Raw genomic sequence first — 18,148 nt, forward strand, 5'->3', positions numbered from 1 at the left:
CTCACTGACAACAGATTTCTGGTGGCGTAGCGTGCGGATATGGCCACCGACGCTCCGTCCAAGTCCGCCTCCTCCCCCGCTCCTCAGCCCGCTGACCTCACCGTCGACGTCGTCGTGCTCGGCGGCGGCCCGGTCGGTGAGAACGTCGCCCAGTACGCGATCGAGGGCACCGACCTCACCGCGGTGATCGTCGAGTCCGAGCTGCTGGGCGGCGAATGCTCCTACTACGCGTGCATACCGTCCAAGGCGCTGCTGCGCCCCCTCGCCATCGCGGACACCGCCGCCCACCTGCCGGGGATCACCGCCCCGGAAGTCGACCGCGAGGCCCTGCTCGCCAGCCGCGACAGCTGGGTCTCCCACTACGACGATGCCGGGCAGGTGAAGTGGGCCGAGGGCGCGGGCATGCAGGTGGTGCGCGGGCACGGCCGGATCGTCGGCGAGCGGGAGGTGCTGGTGGAGCCGGCCGCCGCACCGGATGGTCCCACTCCCGCCGACCTGGCCGACGGCACCACCCGGGCGCCCGCGGCCTCGTCCACGCCGAGCGCCCCCGCCGTCCCCACCCGGATCCATGCCCGTCGGGCGGTGGTGGTGGCAACTGGGTCCGAGGCCGTGGTGCCTGGGCCGCTGAGGGAGCTGGCGCCGTGGACCTCCCGGGATGTGACCGGGGTGCGCGAGGTGCCGGAGGAGCTGGTGATCGTCGGCGGCGGGGTGGTTGCGGTCGAGGCCGCGACATGGATGGCGGGGCTCGGCTCCCGGGTGCGCCTGCTGGTGCGCGGCACCTCCCTGCTGACCGGCTTCGAGCCCTTCGCCGGCACGCACGTGCGCGATGCCCTGCGCGCTCTCCGGGTGGACGTCCAGTTCGGAGCCTCGGTCCTCAGCGGCGAGCGCGAGCACGCCCGGAGCACCGGGCTCGGCCGGCTCCACGGCGGGCGGGTCACGCTGCAGGTCGAGGACGCCGGCGGGCGCCGCGAGGTCAGCGCCGACGAGGTGCTCGCCGCGACCGGTCGTCGGCCCCGGCTGGCGGAGGTGGGGCTGGAGGCTGTCGGCCTCACTCCCCAGGACGTCACCGGCGCGGAAACCACCGTCTCCGATGATGCGACCGGTGCCCCGTTGCCGAAGTGGCTGCAGGTGGTGGGCGACGCCAGCGGGGACGTGCCGCTGACCCACTGGGGCAAGTACCGGGCCCGAGTGATCGGGCAGGCGATCCGTGCCGGCGCGACCGGTGAGGCGCTCGAACCGGTGCCCGAGCGAGTGCCGGTCCCCCAGGTGGTGTTCACCGATCCCCAGGTCACCGCGGTCGGGCTCACCGAGGCGGAGGCCCGCGAGGCGGGCCATGACGTGGTCACGGCGCAGGTGCCCTTCGGCGGGGCGGCCGGCTCCGCGCTGCTGCGCGACGACGTCACCGGCACCGCCCAGCTGGTGGTCGACCGGGCGGCACGGACCCTGGTCGGCGCCACGTTCGTGGGTCCCGAGGCCTCCGAGATGATCCATGCCGCGACCATCGCGATCGTCGGCCAGGTGCCGGTGCACGTGCTGCGCCATGCGGTGCCGAGCTTCCCCGCCGTCTCCGAGCTGTGGCTGCGGCTGCTCGAGGAGCTGCCGCGGGAGCTGCGGAGCACCTGAGCGGCGTGAGCGGGTCCCGCGGTGCGGGCCTTGCGGTGTGTGGACCGGTGGCGCTCAGCCAGCACGCACCCGTCCATAGGGGCGCCGTGTGCTGGCTGAGCGCCAGTGGGTGCAGCTGCCCACTCACCGGGCGAAGGCGCGGCCTCCTCCCTTGGGAGGAGATGACAGATGGCACTGGTCGCGGCGGCGGAGGATCGGCTGGAATGGGGGTGTGCCGCGATCGCGCGGGCCCGCCTCGTCCCCTCCAGGAGATCCATGTTCACGCAGCTGCAGCACTCCCGTCTGCTCCGCCGCGCCAAGCCCGGTGACGGCAGCGCACTGCAGGATCTGCGCTGGTGGCAGCTGCTCACCCGCACCCAGTTCTTCCTCGACCCCGACGAGCACACCGGCCGCACCGCCCCGTTCACCGTCGACGTCCGCTTCCTCGCCGCCGAGCTCGAGGGCGGGAAGATCGCCGCGGGGGCCCACCACGCGCCGGTCGCGCTCTATCGCGATGGCCGGCAGCTGCAGATCGCGAATCCTCCCGTCGCCTTCGCGGTGCCGGGCGGGGCGATCGAGGTCGCGACCAGCATGTACGGCCTGACCCGGATGCATCATGTGCCCGACAGTGGCCAGCCGCGGGCGCTGCGCCCTCACCCGCGCTCCCTGGAGGGCCGACGGGCCCGCTTCAGCAAAGACCACCCCCGCACGAGCAGGGCGATCGGCGCGGCCGCGATCCTCGTGCTGCTGGCGGGCCTGGTGGTGATGCTCCCGCAGCTCGCCGAGATGATCACCACCGTGGAGGTCGTCGCGGCACGGGTCGGGACATTCACTTCCCCGATCCAGCTGCCCACCTGGGCCAACACCGCACTGCTGATCGCCGGGGCGCTGGCGGCGACCGAGCGGGCGCTGACCCTGCGCAACCACTGGCTGATCGACGCCGACACCACCTGGGCCTCGCTCCTCTGATCTGCCGGCCGCGGGTCGCAGCCACGAAAACCGCTGGTCGGCGCCGGTTCGGCCACCGTACGCTCACGCCCATGCCCAAGCCCAAGCCCACTGACCCCACGCCCGCCGAAGCCGCGCTGTCCGATACTGCGACGACCTCGCGCGTCCAGCCCCTCGGCCCCGATGCCATCTACGCCGAGCCGCGGCTGGCCGCCTGCTACGACACCTTCGACGGGGAGCGCGACGACCTCGACCACTACCAGCGGATCCTCGCCGAGCTCGGTGCCCGCTCCGTGATCGACGTGGGCTGCGGGACCGGATCGCTCGCCGCGCGCCTCGCGGCCGACGGACTCCGCGTGACCGGAGTGGACCCGGCGCGCGCCTCCCTCGACATCGCCCGCGCCAAGCCGCATGCGGACGCGGTGCGCTGGATCCACGGCACCGCGTCAGACCTCCCCGCACTGGAGGCAGATGCCGCGGTGATGACCGGGAACGTCGCGCAGGTGTTCGTCACCGACGAGGCCTGGGAGGAGACGCTGCGCGCGATCCGAGCCGCGCTGCGCCGGGGTGGGGCGCTGGTGTTCGAGGCGCGTCGGCCGGAGCGCCGCGCCTGGGAGGACTGGCAGGCGGATGCCGAGGACCAGGTGCACGAGGTGCCGGGCCTGGGCCGGGTGATCACCCGGCCCCGGGCGTTCGAGGTGGCGCTGCCGCTGGTCACCTTCACCGACGAGTTCAGCTTCGCGGACGGCACCACCCTCACCTCGACATCCACGCTGCGGTGGCGGGACGAGGCCGAGCTGCGCGCTGCGCTCACCGTGACCGGCTTCGCGGTCGAGGAGGTCCGGGACGCCCCGGACCGGCCCGGGCGGGAGTTCGTGGTGATCGCCCGAGCCGTGTGAGCAGAGTTCCGTGGCGGGCGCGACGGCGGCTGGCGACGGCGACGGCGGCGGCTGCGGCTGCGGCTGCGGCTGCGGCTGCGGCTGCGGCTGCGGCTGCGGCTGCGGCTGCGGCTGCGGCTGCGGCTGCGGCTGCGGCTGCGGCTGCGGCTGCGGCTGGTAACGGTGACGGCGGCTGGCATGCAGTGGCGCTCAGCCAGCATGCATCGCCTAAATGGGCGTCGTGTGCTGGCTGAGCGCCACTGGGTGCAACGGCCCGACGCCCCGGGCCGTGGCACCGAGGTGCCGGGGTGCTGGGGTGCCGTGGTGCTGGCTCGGGCGCCGGGCAGGCGGGCGCCGGGCAGCCGGGTGCTCAGCCCTCCTGGTCGGTGCCGGTGTAGAAGCCGTAGGTGGCGTCGGCCCGCTGCTGGGCGACCTCGGCGTCCTCGCCGGAGGCGGTGTGGGCCACGGCCCAGCCGTCGGCCGCACCGCGGTAGAAGGAGCGGCCCTCGTCCGTCAGCGTCCAGGCCTCGGCCTCGGACGGGGCCAGCGAGCCCTCGGTCGCCCCGAGGTGCAGGCCCAGGCCCAGCAGGCCGCCGTCCCAGCCGACGCCGGTCGCGCCGGGGCCGAAGGTCTCCCACATCTCGGCGGGGATGTCGGCGACGTTCGAGAGGTGCTCGAGCTCGACGCGGGTGGCCTGCTCGCCGTCTGCGGCCAGGCGGAGCGTCACCCAGGACACGGCGCCCATCATCTCCCAGGTCACGGAGAATTCGGCCGCGCCGTCCTCGGGCGGCTCGCAGGTGAGGATCTCCCCGCCGGCGTTGCCCTCGAACTGATAACGGCGCCCGAGCCGGAGGTCACCGCTGATCGGCAGGAACCAGCGCTGGATGCGCTCGGCGGTAGTGAGGGCGTCCCAGACGTCGGCGAGGGCCGCGGGGTAGGTCTGCTCGAGCGACTGCACGTGCACCGCCTGGCCGTCGCGCTCCTCGAGGCGATAGGTGCGCGTCACGGACTGCAGCTGGGTGGGGACATCGACCATGTCAGGTCTCCTTCACGGTAGGTGCCGTGCCGGGCGGCATGCCCGGCGCGGGGGTGATGGCGGCTCATCCACCAGGTGCTCCTCAGTCATGTGGGCCTCGGAACCACCGATGGTTCCAGTGTGCACACGACTCGCGGGCATCGCCCCGCACCGGGCCAGGATCGAGGGGACGGGAATTCCGAGCTGACGGAGGGGCCGGGCCCGGGTGGGGCCCGGCCCCTCCGTCGTCAGGGATGGGTCAGCGCTGCGACATCCGGCGGCGCAGTGCCAGTGCACCGGCTCCGGCGAGGGTGACGACGCTGATCGTCGCGATCAGCGAGCCGAGGCTCACGCCGGTGCGGGCCAGATCGGAGCGGTCGGAGCCGCCCGCCGTGGTGTCGCCGGAGGTGCTGTCGCCGACCGGGGTGGCGACGGTGCTGCCATCCTGGGCATTGTCACCATCCTGGCCGTCACCGCCGGCCGGAGGCGGGGTGGTGGCGTCGTCATCGCCATCACCCGCAGGCGGGGTGGTGGCATCGTCATCGCCGTCGCTCGGGGGCGGGGTGGTGTCGTCGTCACCGTCGTCGGTGTCGCACTCGTCCGGAGTGCCGCCCTCGGTCCAGGTGAAGGAGCCGATCTCGGTGACGATCTCGGTCCCGGTCTCGGGGATCGCTGTGATCGTCAGCGGCACCACGGTGCCCTCGGGGACGCACATCCAGTCGGTGAGGGTGACGTCGGCGAAGAGCCGGCCCGCGTCCTCGACGTAGGCGTAGGGCGCCTCGAAGGTGCCGTACTCGCCGGCGTCGACGACCACGGTGGCGATCTCGGGGGCGCCGAGGCTCTGGGACTCGACGTTGCCGAGCCGCAGCACCGGGTCGCGGTCGATGCCGGCCTCGGAGTCGTACTCGCCGCCGTCGAGGATCTGCATCTCGAGCTGGCGCTGCGCGAAGTCCGGAGTGAGATCCGGGGTGGCCTCCAGGTACTGGATGAACGCGTCCCGGTCCAGCACGCCGGAGTCGCGCACATCCTCCGCCTCGGAAAGGGCCCACATGTTGTCGCCGCCCTCGAAGAGGAAGCTCGCGGCGACGATCGTGTAGGTCGCGTCGGGGTCGATCGGCTCGCCGCCGATCCGGATGTCGACGATGCGGTCGTCCAGCGCGCGGCTGGAGTCGAAGACGTACTCGACGTTGTGCGAGACCGCGAAGGCGAGGAAGGCCTCATCGCCCGCATCGACCGAGCCGCCGTCGGCCGTGCGCTGCCACTGCTCCTCGAGCATCTGCACGAACTGCGCACCGGTGACCTCACCGGAGTTCAGGGTGTTGCCGAAGGGCACCATCGAGTTGGCCTCGGCGTAGGTGACCACGCCATCGCCCTCGTCGGCGTCCGACTGGTCGTACCAGAGCTCGGCGCGGATGCCGCCGGGGTTCATGAACCCGATGACCTCGTGCTCGCCGTCCAGGCCGGCGTCCTCGAGGTACCACTTCATCGAATCCGCGAGCATGTCGCCCGCGGCGGAGTGGCGCGTGCGGTCATCGCCCTTGGTGATGGCCTGGTTCCCGACCTCGGTGTTCGGGGTGCGGATGCCGTCGACGTAGGAGGCCTTGGAATCGGCCCATGAGGTGGTGACGTCCCCGGCCACGGAGCCGACGGGCTCGGTGCCGATGACGGCGGCCTCGTCGATCGCGGTCCGCGCGATCTCGGTGACCTCGCGGACCACCTCGGTGTCGACGGCGCATTCCGTGCCTTCGGGCAGGGCGGTGGCGCGGTTCTCGGGCTCGCCGAGCACGTCCCAGTCGCCGTCCTCGCCGAGCTGGAGGGTGACCACGCCGAGGTTCTCGGCGCTGGCGCCGGTCTGGATGATCGGGCGCACCTCGCCGTCCTGGCCGGGGACGGGGGCGTTGAAGTTGTAGATGCGGTGGGAGTCGCCGTTGAAGATCGCATCGACCTCGGGGAGGTCTCTTCGACGATCTTGTCGAAGATCGGGTCGGTGTTCTGCGGGGCGATGCCCGGCTCGGCGCTCACGCTCGCGCCCTCGTGGTAGCTGGCCACCAGCACGTCGTACTGCTCACCGGAGGCGTCGAGCTCCTCGATCGCGGCGTTGACGCCGTCGACCGGGTCGCCGAACCTCAGGCCCTCGATCGCGGCCGGGCTCACCTTGCCGACGGTCTTGGTGGTGACCGCGCCGACCACCGCGACCCGCACCCCGTCGCGCTCGACGATCGCGTACGCGTCGTGGACCAGCTCGCCGGTGCCCTCATAGAAGACGTTCGCGGCGAGATCCGGGAAGTCCGTGCGCGGCGCGATGCGGTCCAGCAGGTCGTCGAGGCCCTGGTCGTACTCGTGGTTCCCGATCGCGGCGGCATCGACACCCATCGCATTCATCACGTCGATGGTGGGCTCGTCGTTCTGGACGGCGGAAGCGAAGGCGGAGCCGCCGACGTTGTCCCCGGCGGAGAAGAGGAAGGAGCTATCGGCCTCGGCGCGCACCGTCTCGACGGCGCAGACCATGCCGGCGGCGCCACCGAGGGCGCCGTGGAAGTCGTTGAAGGTCATCAGGCTGACCTGGTCGTCGGGTTCAGCAGCGGCGGCAGCACCGATCGGCATCACGGCCGATGCGAAGGCGACCGCGGCAGCGCTGAGGCCGACGCTCACACCGCGCCCGATGCGGCGCGCGGGGTTGTCCATCATGAATGCTCCTGGGGGCAGGGAGGGGGATGACTCGACACGAGCTGCTCCATCACACCCCATCGACGCCGTCTCCGCCCCGGTTTTCGCCGACCTGGTCCCCGCTCGTCATCGACAGTTCACCTCGGTGGTGGTCAGACGCTCGCCGGGCGCCGCCAGCAGGAATATCGTGATCTCCCCGTGACCCGGTGGTGGGGGCGGATCGGGGCGCCTGCGAGCGGGCTGGAAGGGTCGAGATCTCCGGTGACCGCTTTCCGTGTGTGACCTCGTACCCGCGGCCGGGCTGCTCGTAGCCCTGCCGGAGCCGAGTGGGTACCATCGGCGAGGACTTCGGATGGTCCACTCGACCCCCGCCCGTGACGTCTTCTCGATGTTCTCGGCACCGGCTCGGGTCGGTTCCGGCACCGTCCCCAGCCCCTCACTCCGACGCTCCCTCCCTCTTCCAGACGCGGACCGCGACCCGCTCGGCCACCAGCCCCGGCCGGGCCGCCCATGCGCCGCTCAAGGAGTCCTCCTCATGGTCATGCCGATGCCCTTCTTCACCCGTCGCCCCACCGTCCCCGCGAAGGACGGCGCGAGCTGGCCGCACGTGGTCATCCTGGGAGGGGGGTTCGCCGGTGCGCACGCCGTGGAGGCGCTGCGCGATGCGCGGGTGCGCGTGACCCTCATCGACCGCAACGTCTACAAGACGTTCCAGCCGCTGCTGTACCAGGTCGCCACCGCCGGCCTGAACCCGGGGGACGTCACCATGTTCCTGCGCGGCCTGTCCCTGAAGGTGCCGAACATGCGCTACCGCCAGGGCGAAGTCGAGGGCGTGGATCCGACGCGGAAGGTCGTGAGCCTGGACGAGGGCCAGAAGGGCCAGCACGAGATCTCCTACGACTACCTGATCATCGCCAACGGTGCGACCACCACCTACTTCGGCACCCCCGGTGCCGAGGAGCACGCGATGCCGATGTACACCCGCGCCCAGGCCCTGGCGATCCGCGACCGCGTCTTCTCCGAGCTGGAGCGCTCGAGCCGCGAGGCCGGGGACAGCCACGACAAGCTGCACGTGTGCATCGTCGGCGGCGGGCCGACGGGCGTGGAGATCGCCGGCGCGCTGGCGGATTTCCGGATGCAGGAGCTGGACATCCTCTATCCGGAGATGGATCCGGGCACCCTCCAGGTCACGGTGCTGCAGCGCGGCGACGAGCTGCTCAAGGAGTTCTCCACCAAGTACCGCCAGTACGCGGCCGACGAGCTGCGCGACCGCGGCGTCACCCTGCGGCTGGGCCACGGGGTCAAGGAGGTCGGCTACGACCACGTGGTGCTCGATGACGACTCGATCCTCGAATCCGACATCACCATCTGGGCCGCCGGCGTCGCGATCCCCCAGGCGATCTCCGAGTGGGGCTTCCCGCAGGACAGGCGCGGCCGCCTCTCGGTGGACGACTACCTGCAGGTCAAGGGCTTCCCCGGGGTCTATGCCGCCGGTGACATCGCCGGCCAGGACGAGGCTCTCCCCCAGCTCGCGCAGCCCGCGATCCAGATGGGCCAGGCCGCGGCCCGCGCGATCTCCGCAGAGGTCGACGGCAAACCGCGCAAGAAGTTCACGTACACCGATCTGGGCACCATGGCCACCATCGGCCGCCATGCCGCGATCGCGGAGATCCCGTTCCTGGGCGGGCTCTCGGGCTCGCTCGGCTGGGCCGCCTGGCTCGGCGTGCACATCACCAAGATGATCGGCCACCGCAACCAGCGTGCGGTCGCGATGAACCTGGTCTCGCTATACGGCGGCTCCCGCGCCACGCACCAGCCGAACCCCGTCGTGGGCGAGGTGGACTCGCTGCGGGCGGCGAAGATCTTCGAAGAGCAGGCCCCGCGCCGCATGTTCGGCAAGGACGCCGGGGCGACCGCCGGCATCCGGGCGGCCGAGGGCACCGGGGGTACCGGACGGGACTGAATCCCGCAGCTGCTCCGGAATGATGAGCGCCCTGCTTCCGCGTGTGGAAGTGGGGCGCTCATGACTGTGCGGTCAGCGGGTGCGGCGGATGAGGTCGATGAGCTGGTCCGCGTCCTGGCGGAGCGGGTGTGATGCCCGGGCGGCGCAATCTGGTGAAGGCTGGGACGGCCGCGACGGCTGGGGGCTCACCGCTGGCGAAGCGGCGCCCTCACCCGGCAGCGGCGCCGCGTAGCGGGCGGTGGTGAAGGCATCGGCGATGCGGGCCGCGGCGGCGTGGTGCTCGTCGGTGATCTCGAGGCCGGCGGCCTCGATGTGGGCGAGCAGATCCTCGAGGGCGCGGTGCGGCGCCAGTGCGGCGTCCAGCGCGAGGGGGGTGGGGTCGCTGCCCCAGGCCCCGGTGATCCGGAGCCAGCGGATCGCGAACGCGCGCACCGAGAGCTCGCGGGTGATCTCGGACCAGGCGAGCTCTCCTGCCCCGCGATATCGCCGCTCCACGGCGAGTGCGGAGGCGAGCCCGCCATCACCGTCGCCGCTGTCCAGCAGGGCGGCCCAGCGTGCGTCGCGAGCGCGGAGACGGCGGCGGCGGATGCCGAGCACGGCCGCAGCGGCGACAGCGGCGAGCAGCCCGCCCAGCGCCATCGTGATCACCACCCCCCACTTCACGCGCTGCACGGTGGCGGCGGAGGGGCCGAGGTCACCGCCGTCGGAGTCCTGGGCGGTGGCGGGGTCCTCGGTGGTCTCCTCCTCGGAGGTGCCCTGCTCGTCGGGCGTCTCCTCGGCGGGCTCGTCCTGCGTAGTCGGGGTCTCCGGGGCGGGGGCCTGCTCCTGATCGGAGGGGTCGGTCCGTTCCGGCGGGCTCACCCCGTTGGCGGCCGCGGCCGGTGTCGGTTCGAAGCGCACCCAGCCGTACTCGGGACCGAACCACACCTCGGGCCAGGCGTGCGCATTCGTGGAGCTGACGGACCATTCGTCCCCGTCCTGCTCGCCGGGGGTGAAGCCGATGACCACCCGGGAGGGATACCCCTGCGAGGTCATCATCAGCGCGAACGAGGCGGCGAACTGCTCGCAGTAGCCCACGCGATCGTCCAGGAAGGACTCCAGCGGATCCTCGCCCGGTGGGGAGTTGACGGTGAGCGAGTAGGCGAAGGAGTTGCGGAAGTAGTCCTGGAAGGTGACGGCGGTGTCGTAGGCGTTGTCGGCGCCATCCCTCTCGACCAGCTGGTCGGCGAGCGCGGTCGCGGTCTCGGGCACGTCGTCCCGGGAGGTGTAGCCCGCGTCGAAGGGCTGCGCGAACACGGCCGGGTCCACTCCGCGCAGCTGCTCGGCGGTGGCGGTGGCCGGTTCGGATTGGACGCTGTACCGCTGCCCGAGCAGGCCGGAGCGCACGTAGGACAGCGCCACCTCGCCGTTGGAGGGCTGCAGCGTCATCGCCCGGTTCAGCACAGGGTCGGCCCCTCGGACGGAGCGCACGTTATCCGGCACGGGCAGGCGCTGGCCCGCGAGGTTGGTGATCTCGACGTCGGTCTCGATGAAGTCGTCGGCGCTGCCGTGCACGGCCACGCCGTCGTCGCGGGCATCGCTGAACGCGGCCACCCCCATCACCAGGGCGTCGCCTTCCGCGGTGCCGCGGAAGGTCTCGCCGTCGAAGGTGTTCAGAGTGCGCAGGCGCAGGTAGGAGGGGTCTTCCGCGGTGGTGGTGTAGCGCAGCACCTCGGTGTCCTCCCGCTGCAGCAGCGAGCGGCGCACGGAGACGTCGTCATCGATCATCACCGGTCCGAGCGCGGGGGCGTCGGGATCCTGCCAGCGCTCGAGCAGGTCGATGTTCAGGGCGAGCCGGGCCGGGGCCAGCTGCGGCAGAGCGGGGCCCAGCAGCGGGCTCAGCACCGCGACCAGCGCCACGCAGACTGTCACCGCGGCGAGGGTGCGGCCGCGATGCGCGGGAGGCCCCGCCTGCGGCCGACGGTCCCCGCGCAGGTAGCGGGGATCGGCGTGGACGGTGCGGGTCGCGAAGAGCGCCGCCCCGGCCAGCACCGGGGCAGCGACCTGCCACCACTGGCCGCCGGCCGGGTGCTGCAGCGCCGGGATCAGCACCGCGCTGCTCACCAGCAGAGCGGTGGGGGTGTGCCAGCCCAGGTCCAGGAACATCAGGTCCAGCAGCAGGGTCACCAGCCCGATCAGCGCCACCATGAGCACGGCGCCGGGCGCGCCGAGGGCCAGCGGGGGCACCCCCGAGGCCAGCTCGTTCACGCCGCGGGTGGCGATCTCCGCCTGGTCGCGGACCACGGCGAGCGGTCCGTCCTGCCAGGGGGCCAGGCCCAGCACCGTCTCGACCACCAGCACCAGCAGGATCAGCAGTCCAGCCTGGGCCAGCGGCACCAGCATCTGGCGTCGCACCACGGTGCGCAGCACCACCCCGCCGAGGATCACGGGCGCCGCGGCGACCAGGGTCAGCACCAACCAGGACGAGCCGGCCAGGAGCTGGGAGGCGGGGGCCGAGGCCAGCAGGATGGCGACCAGCAGCAGCAGTGCCCGGCCGGTGAGGTGGCTGCCCTCGAGCGCGGGCCGGCCCATCAGCGGGCTCATCGGCTCTGCTCCTCGTCGGCGGTGAGCAGGTCGGTGAGGGTGTCGGCGGCGGTGCCGCGCACCAGGGTCCAGCGGCCCAGCGGGGAGCGGGTGGGGGCGTGCCGCTCGCGGACCGCCGCCAGCTCCGCGGCGTGCTGCAGGTGGGCGTGACCGAAGTCGTCCCCGTCGGCCGGGCCGATCCGGCGGGCCCGGTGCGGGGGCTGCGCGGGATGGGCAGCATCCGGCTCCTCGAGGGCGGGGCCGAGCGCGATCGCGGTGCGGTGGGCGGCGCGGCCGGCGAAGCGGTCCAGCTGGAGTCCGGAGAAGGGGTCGCCGTCGTCGGGCCCCAGCGCGATCGCGAGGGCGGTGTGCCCGGCGGCGTGATCCCGGCCGATGCCACCGGAGGCGTCGTCGTCGAAGTCGACGTCGGCGAGCGCGAGCAGGGAGGCGCGCTGGGCGACGGCGTCCGCCTCGCGGCCCAGCGGGGACGGGCCGGAGAGGCCGCGGCGGCGGCCGGTGCGGGTGATCTCGTCCCCGGAGGCGTCGACGATGCGCACCTCCCAGCCGCTGCGGCCCAGGGCGTCCAGCACGGTCGCGGCGTGCGAGACCAGGGCGTCCTCCACCTCGGCGGAGGGGTTCTCGCGCCGGGTGGTGTCGAGCACGATCACGGCGCTCTGCCCGGCGGCGGGCTCCTCCTCGCGGGTCATCAGCTGGCCGGTTCGGGCGCTGGCGCGCCAGTTGATGCGGCGGATGTCGTCCCCGCTGGCGTAGGGGCGGGCGATGGGGCCGATCTCGCCGATGCCCGGGGCGGGGGCGGCGCTGCGGGCCCCCTCGCGGCTGATGCCGGTGGCGCGCTCGGCGGCCGGCTCCATCACACCGACCACCGGCAGGCCGGTCAGGTGCAGGCCGTCCTCCACGGTGCGGCGCAGGTGGAACAGCCCCAGCAGGTCGCGGACGATCAGCGAGTAGGGGCCCAGCTCGTGCCCGCCTCGTCGGCCGACGTGCAGCACATGCGGCATCCGCGCAGCCAGTGGCAGGTCTCCTTGACCGCCGAGCGACTCCGGCAGGTGCTCGCGCACGATCCCGCGCCCCAGCGGCACCACGGTGATCCAGGCGGGGCCCTCCAGCTCGAGCATCACCCTCGCAGAGGCGCCGACGGGCACCGCGTCGTCGACCAGGTATCGCCGCGCGCGCAGCCCGACGCCGCTGACCGCGATCCCGACCGCCCCGACGACCAGCATGAGCAGCAGCGCGGCGGCCAGCTGCCGGGCGGGGGTGACCCGGGCCAGGTCCCCCAGCAGCCACAGGCCCAGGCACAGCCCGAGCACCGCGAGGCCCCGCCCGGTGGGGCGCAGGATCCTGCCCGGGCGCGGGGTCATTGCTGCGCGGTGCTGCGCAGCACCTGATCGACCAGCTCCTCCGCGCTCGCTCCGCGGGAGAGGGCCTGCGGGGTCAGGTGCATGCGGTGGCGCCATACCGGCATGATCACGTCGGAGATGTCCTGCGGGGTGACGAAGGTGCGCGCGGTGAGCGCGGCCTTCGCCTTCGCGGCACGCACCAGGTGCACGGCGGCGCGCGGGGAGGCGCCGAGGGTGACCTGGGGGTGGCTGCGGGTGGCCTGCGCCAGGCGCACCGCGTAGTCGAGGATCACCGGGGAGGCGTACACGCTGCGCACCAGGGAGATGTGGGCGGCGATGCGTTCGGGGCTGGTGCGGGTGATGACGGCATCGATCACGTCATGATCGCCCTCGGGGACGGGTCCGGTCTGGGTGGCGAGCATCCGCGCCTCAGCGCTGGGCACCGGATATCCCATCGTGGTCTGGGCCAGGAAGCGGTCGCGCTGGGCTTCGGGCAGGCGGTAGGTGCCCTCCATCTCGACCGGGTTGGCGGTGGCGACCACCATGAACGGCTCGGCGAGGGCGTAGGTGGTGCCGTCGACGGTGACCTGTCGCTCCTCCATCGCCTCCAGCAGGGCGGACTGGGTCTTCGGGGAGGCGCGGTTGATCTCGTCGGCCAGCAGGATCTGGGTGAACACCGCGCCGCGGCGGAACTCGAACTCGCTGGTGGCCTGGTTGAACACGCTCGCACCGGTGACATCGCCCGGCAGCAGGTCGGGGGTGAACTGGATGCGGTGGCGCTCGGCCCCGAGCGAGGCGGCCAGGGACTTGGCGAGCATCGTCTTGCCCACCCCGGGAATGTCCTCGATGAGCAGGTGCCCTCCGGCCAGCAGCACCAGCACCGCGATGCGGGCCACCTCGTCCTTGCCCTCGACGACGGTCGCGATCTCCGCGACCACGCTCTCGGCCTCGGCGGCGATCTCGCGGGCCTGCGCTTCGGAGAGGGGTCCCCCGGCCTCGCGGGAGTGGCTGCGGGAGTCTTGGGGGTCGCTGGGAGCCTGGACAGCGATGTCATCCTGAGTCATGTCGAACTCCTTTGAGTCATCGCTGGCACTGTTGTTCATGAAGAATTTGCCACCTGATGAACAGCCCAGGTGATTATTCGTGGCGATGCCTCATACAGTATGACTGGTCCAAACCGTCGTGCCCGAGGAGTTCCGATGTTCGTCCCACGCGGCCGAGCCCTCGTGAGGCTCGGCGCCGGGCTCCTGCTCGCGATGGCATGCGCTGCGGCGCCCGCTCTCGCACTGGCCCCGCCGGTGGCGGGTGCGCCGACAGGGCACGGGGACTGCGTCGAGGCCGCACCGAGCGCGACGGCGACCTCGACACAGCTCGGCGGGCCCGTCGAGGTCTCCGGCGACTGCTTCCCGACGCGCTCGGAGGGCACGGTCGAGATCTTCATCCAGGGCAACGGCGACTCGCAAGATTCGAAGACAGTGCGGACCGACGGCGGACAGTCTGTCTACGCCTCATTCACGCCGGGCGCAGTCGGCGACTATCAAGCCGTCATCAAGGTCGGAAGCGCTACCGCGAGCACCACGTTCACCGTGGAGGACGCCGCGGAGCCGGAACCGACGGATCCACCCACGGAGGAACCCACCGAGGAGCCCACCGAGGAGCCGACGGAGGAGCCCACAGATCCGCCGACGACCGCGGAGCCGACGGACCCGCCGACGTCGGAACAGCCGACCGAACCGGCTCCCACCGATCCCGAACCGACGGACGAGCCGAGCACCCCGGCCCCGACCGACGAGCCGTCGACCCCGGCGCCCACCGCACCGGCCTCCACGAACAACCCATCGACCCCGGCACCGACCGGGGGCCCGACCAGCTCGGCGCCTGAGCCCGGTGGTCAGGACAGTGAGGACTCGCAGGGCACGCCCTCGACACCCGCGAGCCCCGCCCCGAGCACCTCGCAGGATGAGGAGCAGAATTCTGCGCCGCCATCGGCCGCCGACCGGCCGGGCGCCTCCTCGCCGTCCCCCGACTCTTCCACCCCGACGGACCCCGGCTCGGCAACCGACGACGCCCCGCCCTCGACGCCCGAGTACAGCGCCGATCAGAAGCAGGCGGCCGCACTCGCAGTGCTGATGACCTCCCTGTTCGCGCATGGGGTCTCCGAGGGCGAGGTGGGTCTCTCCCCTGCCGAGGTCCAGGCGGAGGTCGAAGCCTCCGGGGCGGACGGGAACAGCGACGGGGCGGACGGGAACAGTTCCGGCGACAGCGACGAGGCCTCTGACAGCGGCGGTGAGGAGCTCGCCGAGACCGGGATGGAGGCCTCCACACCCGCGGCTCTCGCCGGGCTCGCGCTGCTCAGCGGTGCCGGTCTGCTCTGGCATCAGCGGCGTCGGCGGGACTGACCTCCGACGCGGCTCCCCAGCTCAGGCGCGGAGCTCCCGTCGGGCCTGCAGCGCGATCAGCGCCGCGATCAGCAGGGCCCCGACCACCAGTGCGGCCCCGCCCACGGCGACCGCGCCGCTGACGCCGAGCAGCGCACCGAGCCAGCCGAGGGTGATCCCATTGCCGGTGCGCATGCCGCTGCCGATCATCGAGTAGACCCCCACCACGCGTCCGCGCTGGTGCTCCGGGGCGCGCAGCTGCACCAGCGCCTGACCGATCGCGGTCGCGGCGAGGTTCGCGATGCCACCGATCACCAGGGCGATCAGCGCCACCGCGTAGTGGCCGGTGGTGGCCACGATCAGGGAGGTGAGCCCGAACATCACCGCGGCGATCACGGCGCCGCGCACGTCGACCTTGAGGATCCCGGTGGCCTCGAGCAGGATCCCGCCCACCACTCCCCCGATGCCGTTGGCGAACAGCAGCGCGCCGTACCCGATCCCGGCCTTGTCCCCGGCACCGAGATTCTGGGCGAAGTTCGGCATCGCCACCTGCAATGAGGCGCCCACGCACACCGCGATCAGGCCTGCCAGCGCGATCATCCCCACCAGCACCCGGTCATTGCTGACGGTGCGCAGCACCCGCGGGGTGTCCAGGATCGAGATCCGCTCCCTGTGGACATGGCCGCTGCGCACGTGCCCGGTGAAGGGGGTGCGGATCATCAGCAAATTCATCGGCAGATAGAACAGGATGTTGACGAAGATGCCGTACGTCGGCCCGAGCGCCAGCAGCAGCGCCGAGCCGACCACCGGACCGGCCAGGACGCCGAGGCTCTTGAAGGTCGCGTTCAGCCGCACGGCGCTGGGCAGCTCAGGGGGCTCGGCGAAGTCGTGGAGCATCAGCTGCTCGGCCGGGCCCCACAGCGCGCCCGCCAGGCCGTGCAGCACCAGCAGCACGCAGGCGCTCCACATCTCCAGCGTCCCGGTGAGGAAAAGCAGACCCCAGCTGAGCGAGACGAGGGCGAACAGGATCTGGGCGGCCTGGATGATGCGCCGGCAGTCGTACTTCTCGGCCAGGCCCCCGAACAGCACGGAGAACAGCAGGAACGGCAGCCAGTGGCTGATCACCTGGAAGCCCACCAGCCAGGGCGAGGCGAACACCTCCCACAGCGCCCAGTAGGTGATGACGTGCTCGATGTTGTCGGCCATCATCGAGAGCCCGGCGGTGACCAGGTAGGGGCGGGAGTGCTTGTCGCGCAGAGGGCCGAAGCGGCGCGTGACGGGCAGGTTCAGCGGGGTTCAGCCTTTCTCGGGCGCAAGGGCGGGCGACGGAGGAATTCGACGTGCTGCTCCGCCGGGCGCCCGGCGGTGACGGCCGCGCCCCGTCAGAGGTCGAGCACGAAGCGCAGCGCCTGGTCGACCTCGCTCAGCTCCTCGGGGCCCACGTTGCCTCGGCGGGTCATGAGCCGTTCAGTGGAGACGGCCCGCAGCTGGTCGCACCGGGCATAGGAGACGTGTCCCAGGCCGCTGGTGCCCGGTTCCACCTCGACGTGACTGCGCAGACCGTAGGCGGCAGAGGCGACAGGTACGACCATGACCAGCCCGCCAGGTCCGTTGTTCAGGATGTCGACGGACACCACGACGGCCGGGCGCCGGAACGCCGGCTCATGACCGATCGGCTGACCGAGATCGACGTCGTAGACCTCTCCCCGCCAGATCACGAGAGCGTGTCCCACTCCTGTCGCTCGGCCACATACTGCTCCCAGCGCTCGGGGTCGTCGCGGAGCCGCTCGTAATCCGCAGCGAGCCCCTCGAGGAACTCCTTCCGCTCGAGCGCGTCGATCGCCACATGCACAACATCGATGACCGAAGTCCCACGGGACTTGGCGAGCACTTGAAGACGCTCTGAATCGGGTCGTCGAACTCGAACGGTCGTGGTCTCCGTAGCAGCCATGCCCCAATTGTAGACGAAACGTCTACATTTGGGAAGGGCGTGGCGGTCGCCTCACGGCGCGAGCAGCACAGCGAAGGTCTCCAGCGTCTCCTGCAGCGCGATCGAGGGCTCCAGCAGCCACTGGATCTGCAGGCCGTCGCTCGCGGCGATGACGAGGGCGGCGGTGCGGGCGGGGTCGATATCGGACCGGACCAGCCCGGTCTCCTGGTCCTCGCGCAGCTTGCGCTCGAGGTTGTCGCGCACTCGCTCGAAGCGGGCGGTGAAATACTCCTTGGCGGGCCCGGAGTCGACCTCGAGCGCGGTCGCGACCAGAGTGGAGTAGAGCTGGACCAGGCCCGGGACCTTCAGGTTCGACAGCGCCGCATTGGCCATCACCTCCACCGAGCGCTCCTGGCTGGGGTCCCCCGCTCCGGATCGGGGCGGTTCTCGGCATGCTCGTAGACGGCGACCAGCAGCTCCTCGCGGGAGGAGAAGTAGTGCAGCAGCGCGCCGTGCGAGATGCCGATGGATTCAGCGATGCGGCGCAGGGAGGTGCCGTCGGCCCCGCGCTCGCGGAACACCTCGATGGCGCGGTCGAGGATCTCCTGCCTCCGGGCGATCCCCTTGGAGTAGGAGCCCGCCCGGCCGATGCGGCGCGCGGCGCCGGAGGGCGCGGGATCGGGCGCGGCCGACGGGGTCTCCTCAGTGGTGCCGCTGGCGGGATCCTCGGTGCTCATGACGCCAATGTACCCACCCTGGGGAGCGCTCGCCAGCAAAAACCTCCACCTGGTGGTTTGATGGTAGGGTGACCCTCGCGCGTCCTTCGACGGCGCCGCCCCGCCCTCTG

Annotated in this window: 16 protein-coding genes; 6 read left to right on the forward strand and 10 right to left on the reverse strand. The window is 72.1% G+C overall.

All coding sequences use genetic code 11. The features are described from left to right. Positions 1-39: 39 nt before the first annotated feature. From CFK39_RS06215 to CFK39_RS06225, 3 genes are all read left to right on the forward strand, one after another. Positions 40-1,623 carry an FAD-dependent oxidoreductase gene (locus tag CFK39_RS06215; RefSeq protein WP_089064734.1) on the forward strand — a complete coding sequence of 528 codons (1,584 nt, stop codon included), beginning with the start codon at positions 40-42 and terminating at the stop codon, positions 1,621-1,623. 255 nt (positions 1,624-1,878) lie between these two features. Further along, positions 1,879-2,571, forward strand: coding sequence for a hypothetical protein (locus CFK39_RS06220; RefSeq protein ID WP_089066311.1), 693 nt, complete (start codon positions 1,879-1,881; stop codon positions 2,569-2,571). A gap of 71 nt (positions 2,572-2,642) precedes the next feature. Continuing rightward, positions 2,643-3,449, forward strand: a complete 807-nt coding sequence (locus CFK39_RS06225) for a class I SAM-dependent methyltransferase (RefSeq protein ID WP_089064735.1) — start codon at positions 2,643-2,645, stop codon at positions 3,447-3,449. A 349-nt stretch (positions 3,450-3,798) separates the two neighbouring features. Here CFK39_RS06225 and CFK39_RS06230 read toward each other — a convergent pair whose 3' ends face one another. Together CFK39_RS06230 and CFK39_RS06235 are read right to left on the reverse strand one after the other, a co-directional pair. After that, positions 3,799-4,464: an SRPBCC domain-containing protein gene (locus tag CFK39_RS06230; RefSeq protein WP_089064736.1), complete on the reverse strand. Its 666-nt coding sequence runs from the start codon at positions 4,462-4,464 to the stop codon at positions 3,799-3,801. Positions 4,465-4,702: 238 nt separating this feature from the next. After that, positions 4,703-6,313 carry a 5'-nucleotidase C-terminal domain-containing protein gene (locus tag CFK39_RS06235; RefSeq protein WP_245822946.1) on the reverse strand — a complete coding sequence of 537 codons (1,611 nt, stop codon included), beginning with the start codon at positions 6,311-6,313 and terminating at the stop codon, positions 4,703-4,705. A 164-nt stretch (positions 6,314-6,477) separates the two neighbouring features. Between CFK39_RS06235 and CFK39_RS16745 the strand changes: the two genes are divergently transcribed. Further along, positions 6,478-7,161 (forward strand): hypothetical protein, encoded by a 684-nt coding sequence (locus CFK39_RS16745; RefSeq protein WP_245822947.1) that lies wholly within the window; start codon positions 6,478-6,480, stop codon positions 7,159-7,161. A gap of 490 nt (positions 7,162-7,651) precedes the next feature. Then, positions 7,652-9,073 (forward strand): NAD(P)/FAD-dependent oxidoreductase, encoded by a 1,422-nt coding sequence (locus CFK39_RS06240; protein ID WP_157697233.1) that lies wholly within the window; start codon positions 7,652-7,654, stop codon positions 9,071-9,073. Positions 9,074-9,145: 72 nt separating this feature from the next. On the opposite strand, the gene CFK39_RS06245 is transcribed toward CFK39_RS06240, so the two are convergent. Genes CFK39_RS06245 through CFK39_RS06255 form a run of 3 tightly spaced genes read right to left on the reverse strand, consistent with a single transcriptional unit; the run spans position 9,146 to position 14,057 of the window. After that, positions 9,146-11,656: a transglutaminase TgpA family protein gene (locus tag CFK39_RS06245; RefSeq protein WP_089064738.1), complete on the reverse strand. Its 2,511-nt coding sequence runs from the start codon at positions 11,654-11,656 to the stop codon at positions 9,146-9,148. Beyond that, positions 11,653-13,014: a DUF58 domain-containing protein gene (locus CFK39_RS06250; RefSeq protein WP_089064739.1), complete on the reverse strand. Its 1,362-nt coding sequence runs from the start codon at positions 13,012-13,014 to the stop codon at positions 11,653-11,655. Before CFK39_RS06250 ends, CFK39_RS06245 begins: the two co-directional genes overlap by 4 nt. Next, positions 13,011-14,057 (reverse strand): AAA family ATPase, encoded by a 1,047-nt coding sequence (locus tag CFK39_RS06255; protein ID WP_089064740.1) that lies wholly within the window; start codon positions 14,055-14,057, stop codon positions 13,011-13,013. The genes CFK39_RS06250 and CFK39_RS06255 overlap by 4 nt, the downstream gene beginning before the upstream one ends. 135 nt (positions 14,058-14,192) lie before the next feature. Between CFK39_RS06255 and CFK39_RS06260 the strand changes: the two genes are divergently transcribed. Next, positions 14,193-15,392 carry an LPXTG cell wall anchor domain-containing protein gene (locus tag CFK39_RS06260; RefSeq protein WP_089064741.1) on the forward strand — a complete coding sequence of 400 codons (1,200 nt, stop codon included), beginning with the start codon at positions 14,193-14,195 and terminating at the stop codon, positions 15,390-15,392. Positions 15,393-15,413: 21 nt separating this feature from the next. Here the strand turns inward: CFK39_RS06260 and CFK39_RS06265 are convergent, their stop codons facing one another. The 5 genes from CFK39_RS06265 to CFK39_RS17290 all read right to left on the reverse strand — a co-directional run bounded on the left by CFK39_RS06265 (position 15,414) and on the right by CFK39_RS17290 (position 18,038). Beyond that, positions 15,414-16,577, reverse strand: a complete 1,164-nt coding sequence (locus CFK39_RS06265; protein ID WP_245822948.1) for an MFS transporter — start codon at positions 16,575-16,577, stop codon at positions 15,414-15,416. Positions 16,578-16,753: 176 nt separating this feature from the next. Beyond that, on the reverse strand, positions 16,754-17,089 hold the full coding sequence (locus CFK39_RS06270; protein WP_089064743.1) for a type II toxin-antitoxin system PemK/MazF family toxin: 336 nt from the start codon (positions 17,087-17,089) through the stop codon (positions 16,754-16,756). Continuing rightward, positions 17,086-17,322, reverse strand: a complete 237-nt coding sequence (locus CFK39_RS06275; RefSeq protein ID WP_089064744.1) for a hypothetical protein — start codon at positions 17,320-17,322, stop codon at positions 17,086-17,088. The genes CFK39_RS06270 and CFK39_RS06275 overlap by 4 nt, the downstream gene beginning before the upstream one ends. 51 nt (positions 17,323-17,373) lie before the next feature. Then, positions 17,374-17,694, reverse strand: coding sequence for a TetR family transcriptional regulator C-terminal domain-containing protein (locus CFK39_RS17285; protein ID WP_338027715.1), 321 nt, complete (start codon positions 17,692-17,694; stop codon positions 17,374-17,376). Then, positions 17,694-18,038, reverse strand: coding sequence for a TetR/AcrR family transcriptional regulator (locus CFK39_RS17290; protein ID WP_338027704.1), 345 nt, complete (start codon positions 18,036-18,038; stop codon positions 17,694-17,696). The genes CFK39_RS17285 and CFK39_RS17290 overlap by 1 nt, the downstream gene beginning before the upstream one ends. Positions 18,039-18,148 lie beyond the last annotated feature (110 nt).

The sequence above is a fragment of the Brachybacterium avium genome, from assembly GCF_002216795.1.
GTDB classification, from domain to species: Bacteria; Actinomycetota; Actinomycetes; order Actinomycetales; family Dermabacteraceae; genus Brachybacterium; species Brachybacterium avium.

Excerpts from the sequence above, each read along its gene's own strand:
- CFK39_RS06250 (WP_089064739.1), bottom strand. The coding sequence starts at position 13,014 with ATGACCCCGCGCCCGGGCAGGATCCTGCGCCCCACCGGGCGGGGCCTC.
- CFK39_RS17285 (WP_338027715.1), bottom strand. The coding sequence starts at position 17,694 with ATGGCCAATGCGGCGCTGTCGAACCTGAAGGTCCCGGGCCTGGTCCAG.
- CFK39_RS06255 (WP_089064740.1), bottom strand. The coding sequence starts at position 14,057 with ATGACTCAGGATGACATCGCTGTCCAGGCTCCCAGCGACCCCCAAGAC.
- CFK39_RS17290 (WP_338027704.1), bottom strand. The coding sequence starts at position 18,038 with ATGAGCACCGAGGATCCCGCCAGCGGCACCACTGAGGAGACCCCGTCG.
- CFK39_RS06220 (WP_089066311.1), top strand. The coding sequence starts at position 1,879 with ATGTTCACGCAGCTGCAGCACTCCCGTCTGCTCCGCCGCGCCAAGCCC.
- CFK39_RS06215 (WP_089064734.1), top strand. The coding sequence starts at position 40 with ATGGCCACCGACGCTCCGTCCAAGTCCGCCTCCTCCCCCGCTCCTCAG.
- CFK39_RS06240 (WP_157697233.1), top strand. The coding sequence starts at position 7,652 with ATGCCGATGCCCTTCTTCACCCGTCGCCCCACCGTCCCCGCGAAGGAC.
- CFK39_RS06245 (WP_089064738.1), bottom strand. The coding sequence starts at position 11,656 with ATGAGCCCGCTGATGGGCCGGCCCGCGCTCGAGGGCAGCCACCTCACC.
- CFK39_RS06265 (WP_245822948.1), bottom strand. The coding sequence starts at position 16,577 with ATGGCCGACAACATCGAGCACGTCATCACCTACTGGGCGCTGTGGGAG.
- CFK39_RS06275 (WP_089064744.1), bottom strand. The coding sequence starts at position 17,322 with ATGGCTGCTACGGAGACCACGACCGTTCGAGTTCGACGACCCGATTCA.
- CFK39_RS06260 (WP_089064741.1), top strand. The coding sequence starts at position 14,193 with ATGTTCGTCCCACGCGGCCGAGCCCTCGTGAGGCTCGGCGCCGGGCTC.
- CFK39_RS06225 (WP_089064735.1), top strand. The coding sequence starts at position 2,643 with ATGCCCAAGCCCAAGCCCACTGACCCCACGCCCGCCGAAGCCGCGCTG.
- CFK39_RS06230 (WP_089064736.1), bottom strand. The coding sequence starts at position 4,464 with ATGGTCGATGTCCCCACCCAGCTGCAGTCCGTGACGCGCACCTATCGC.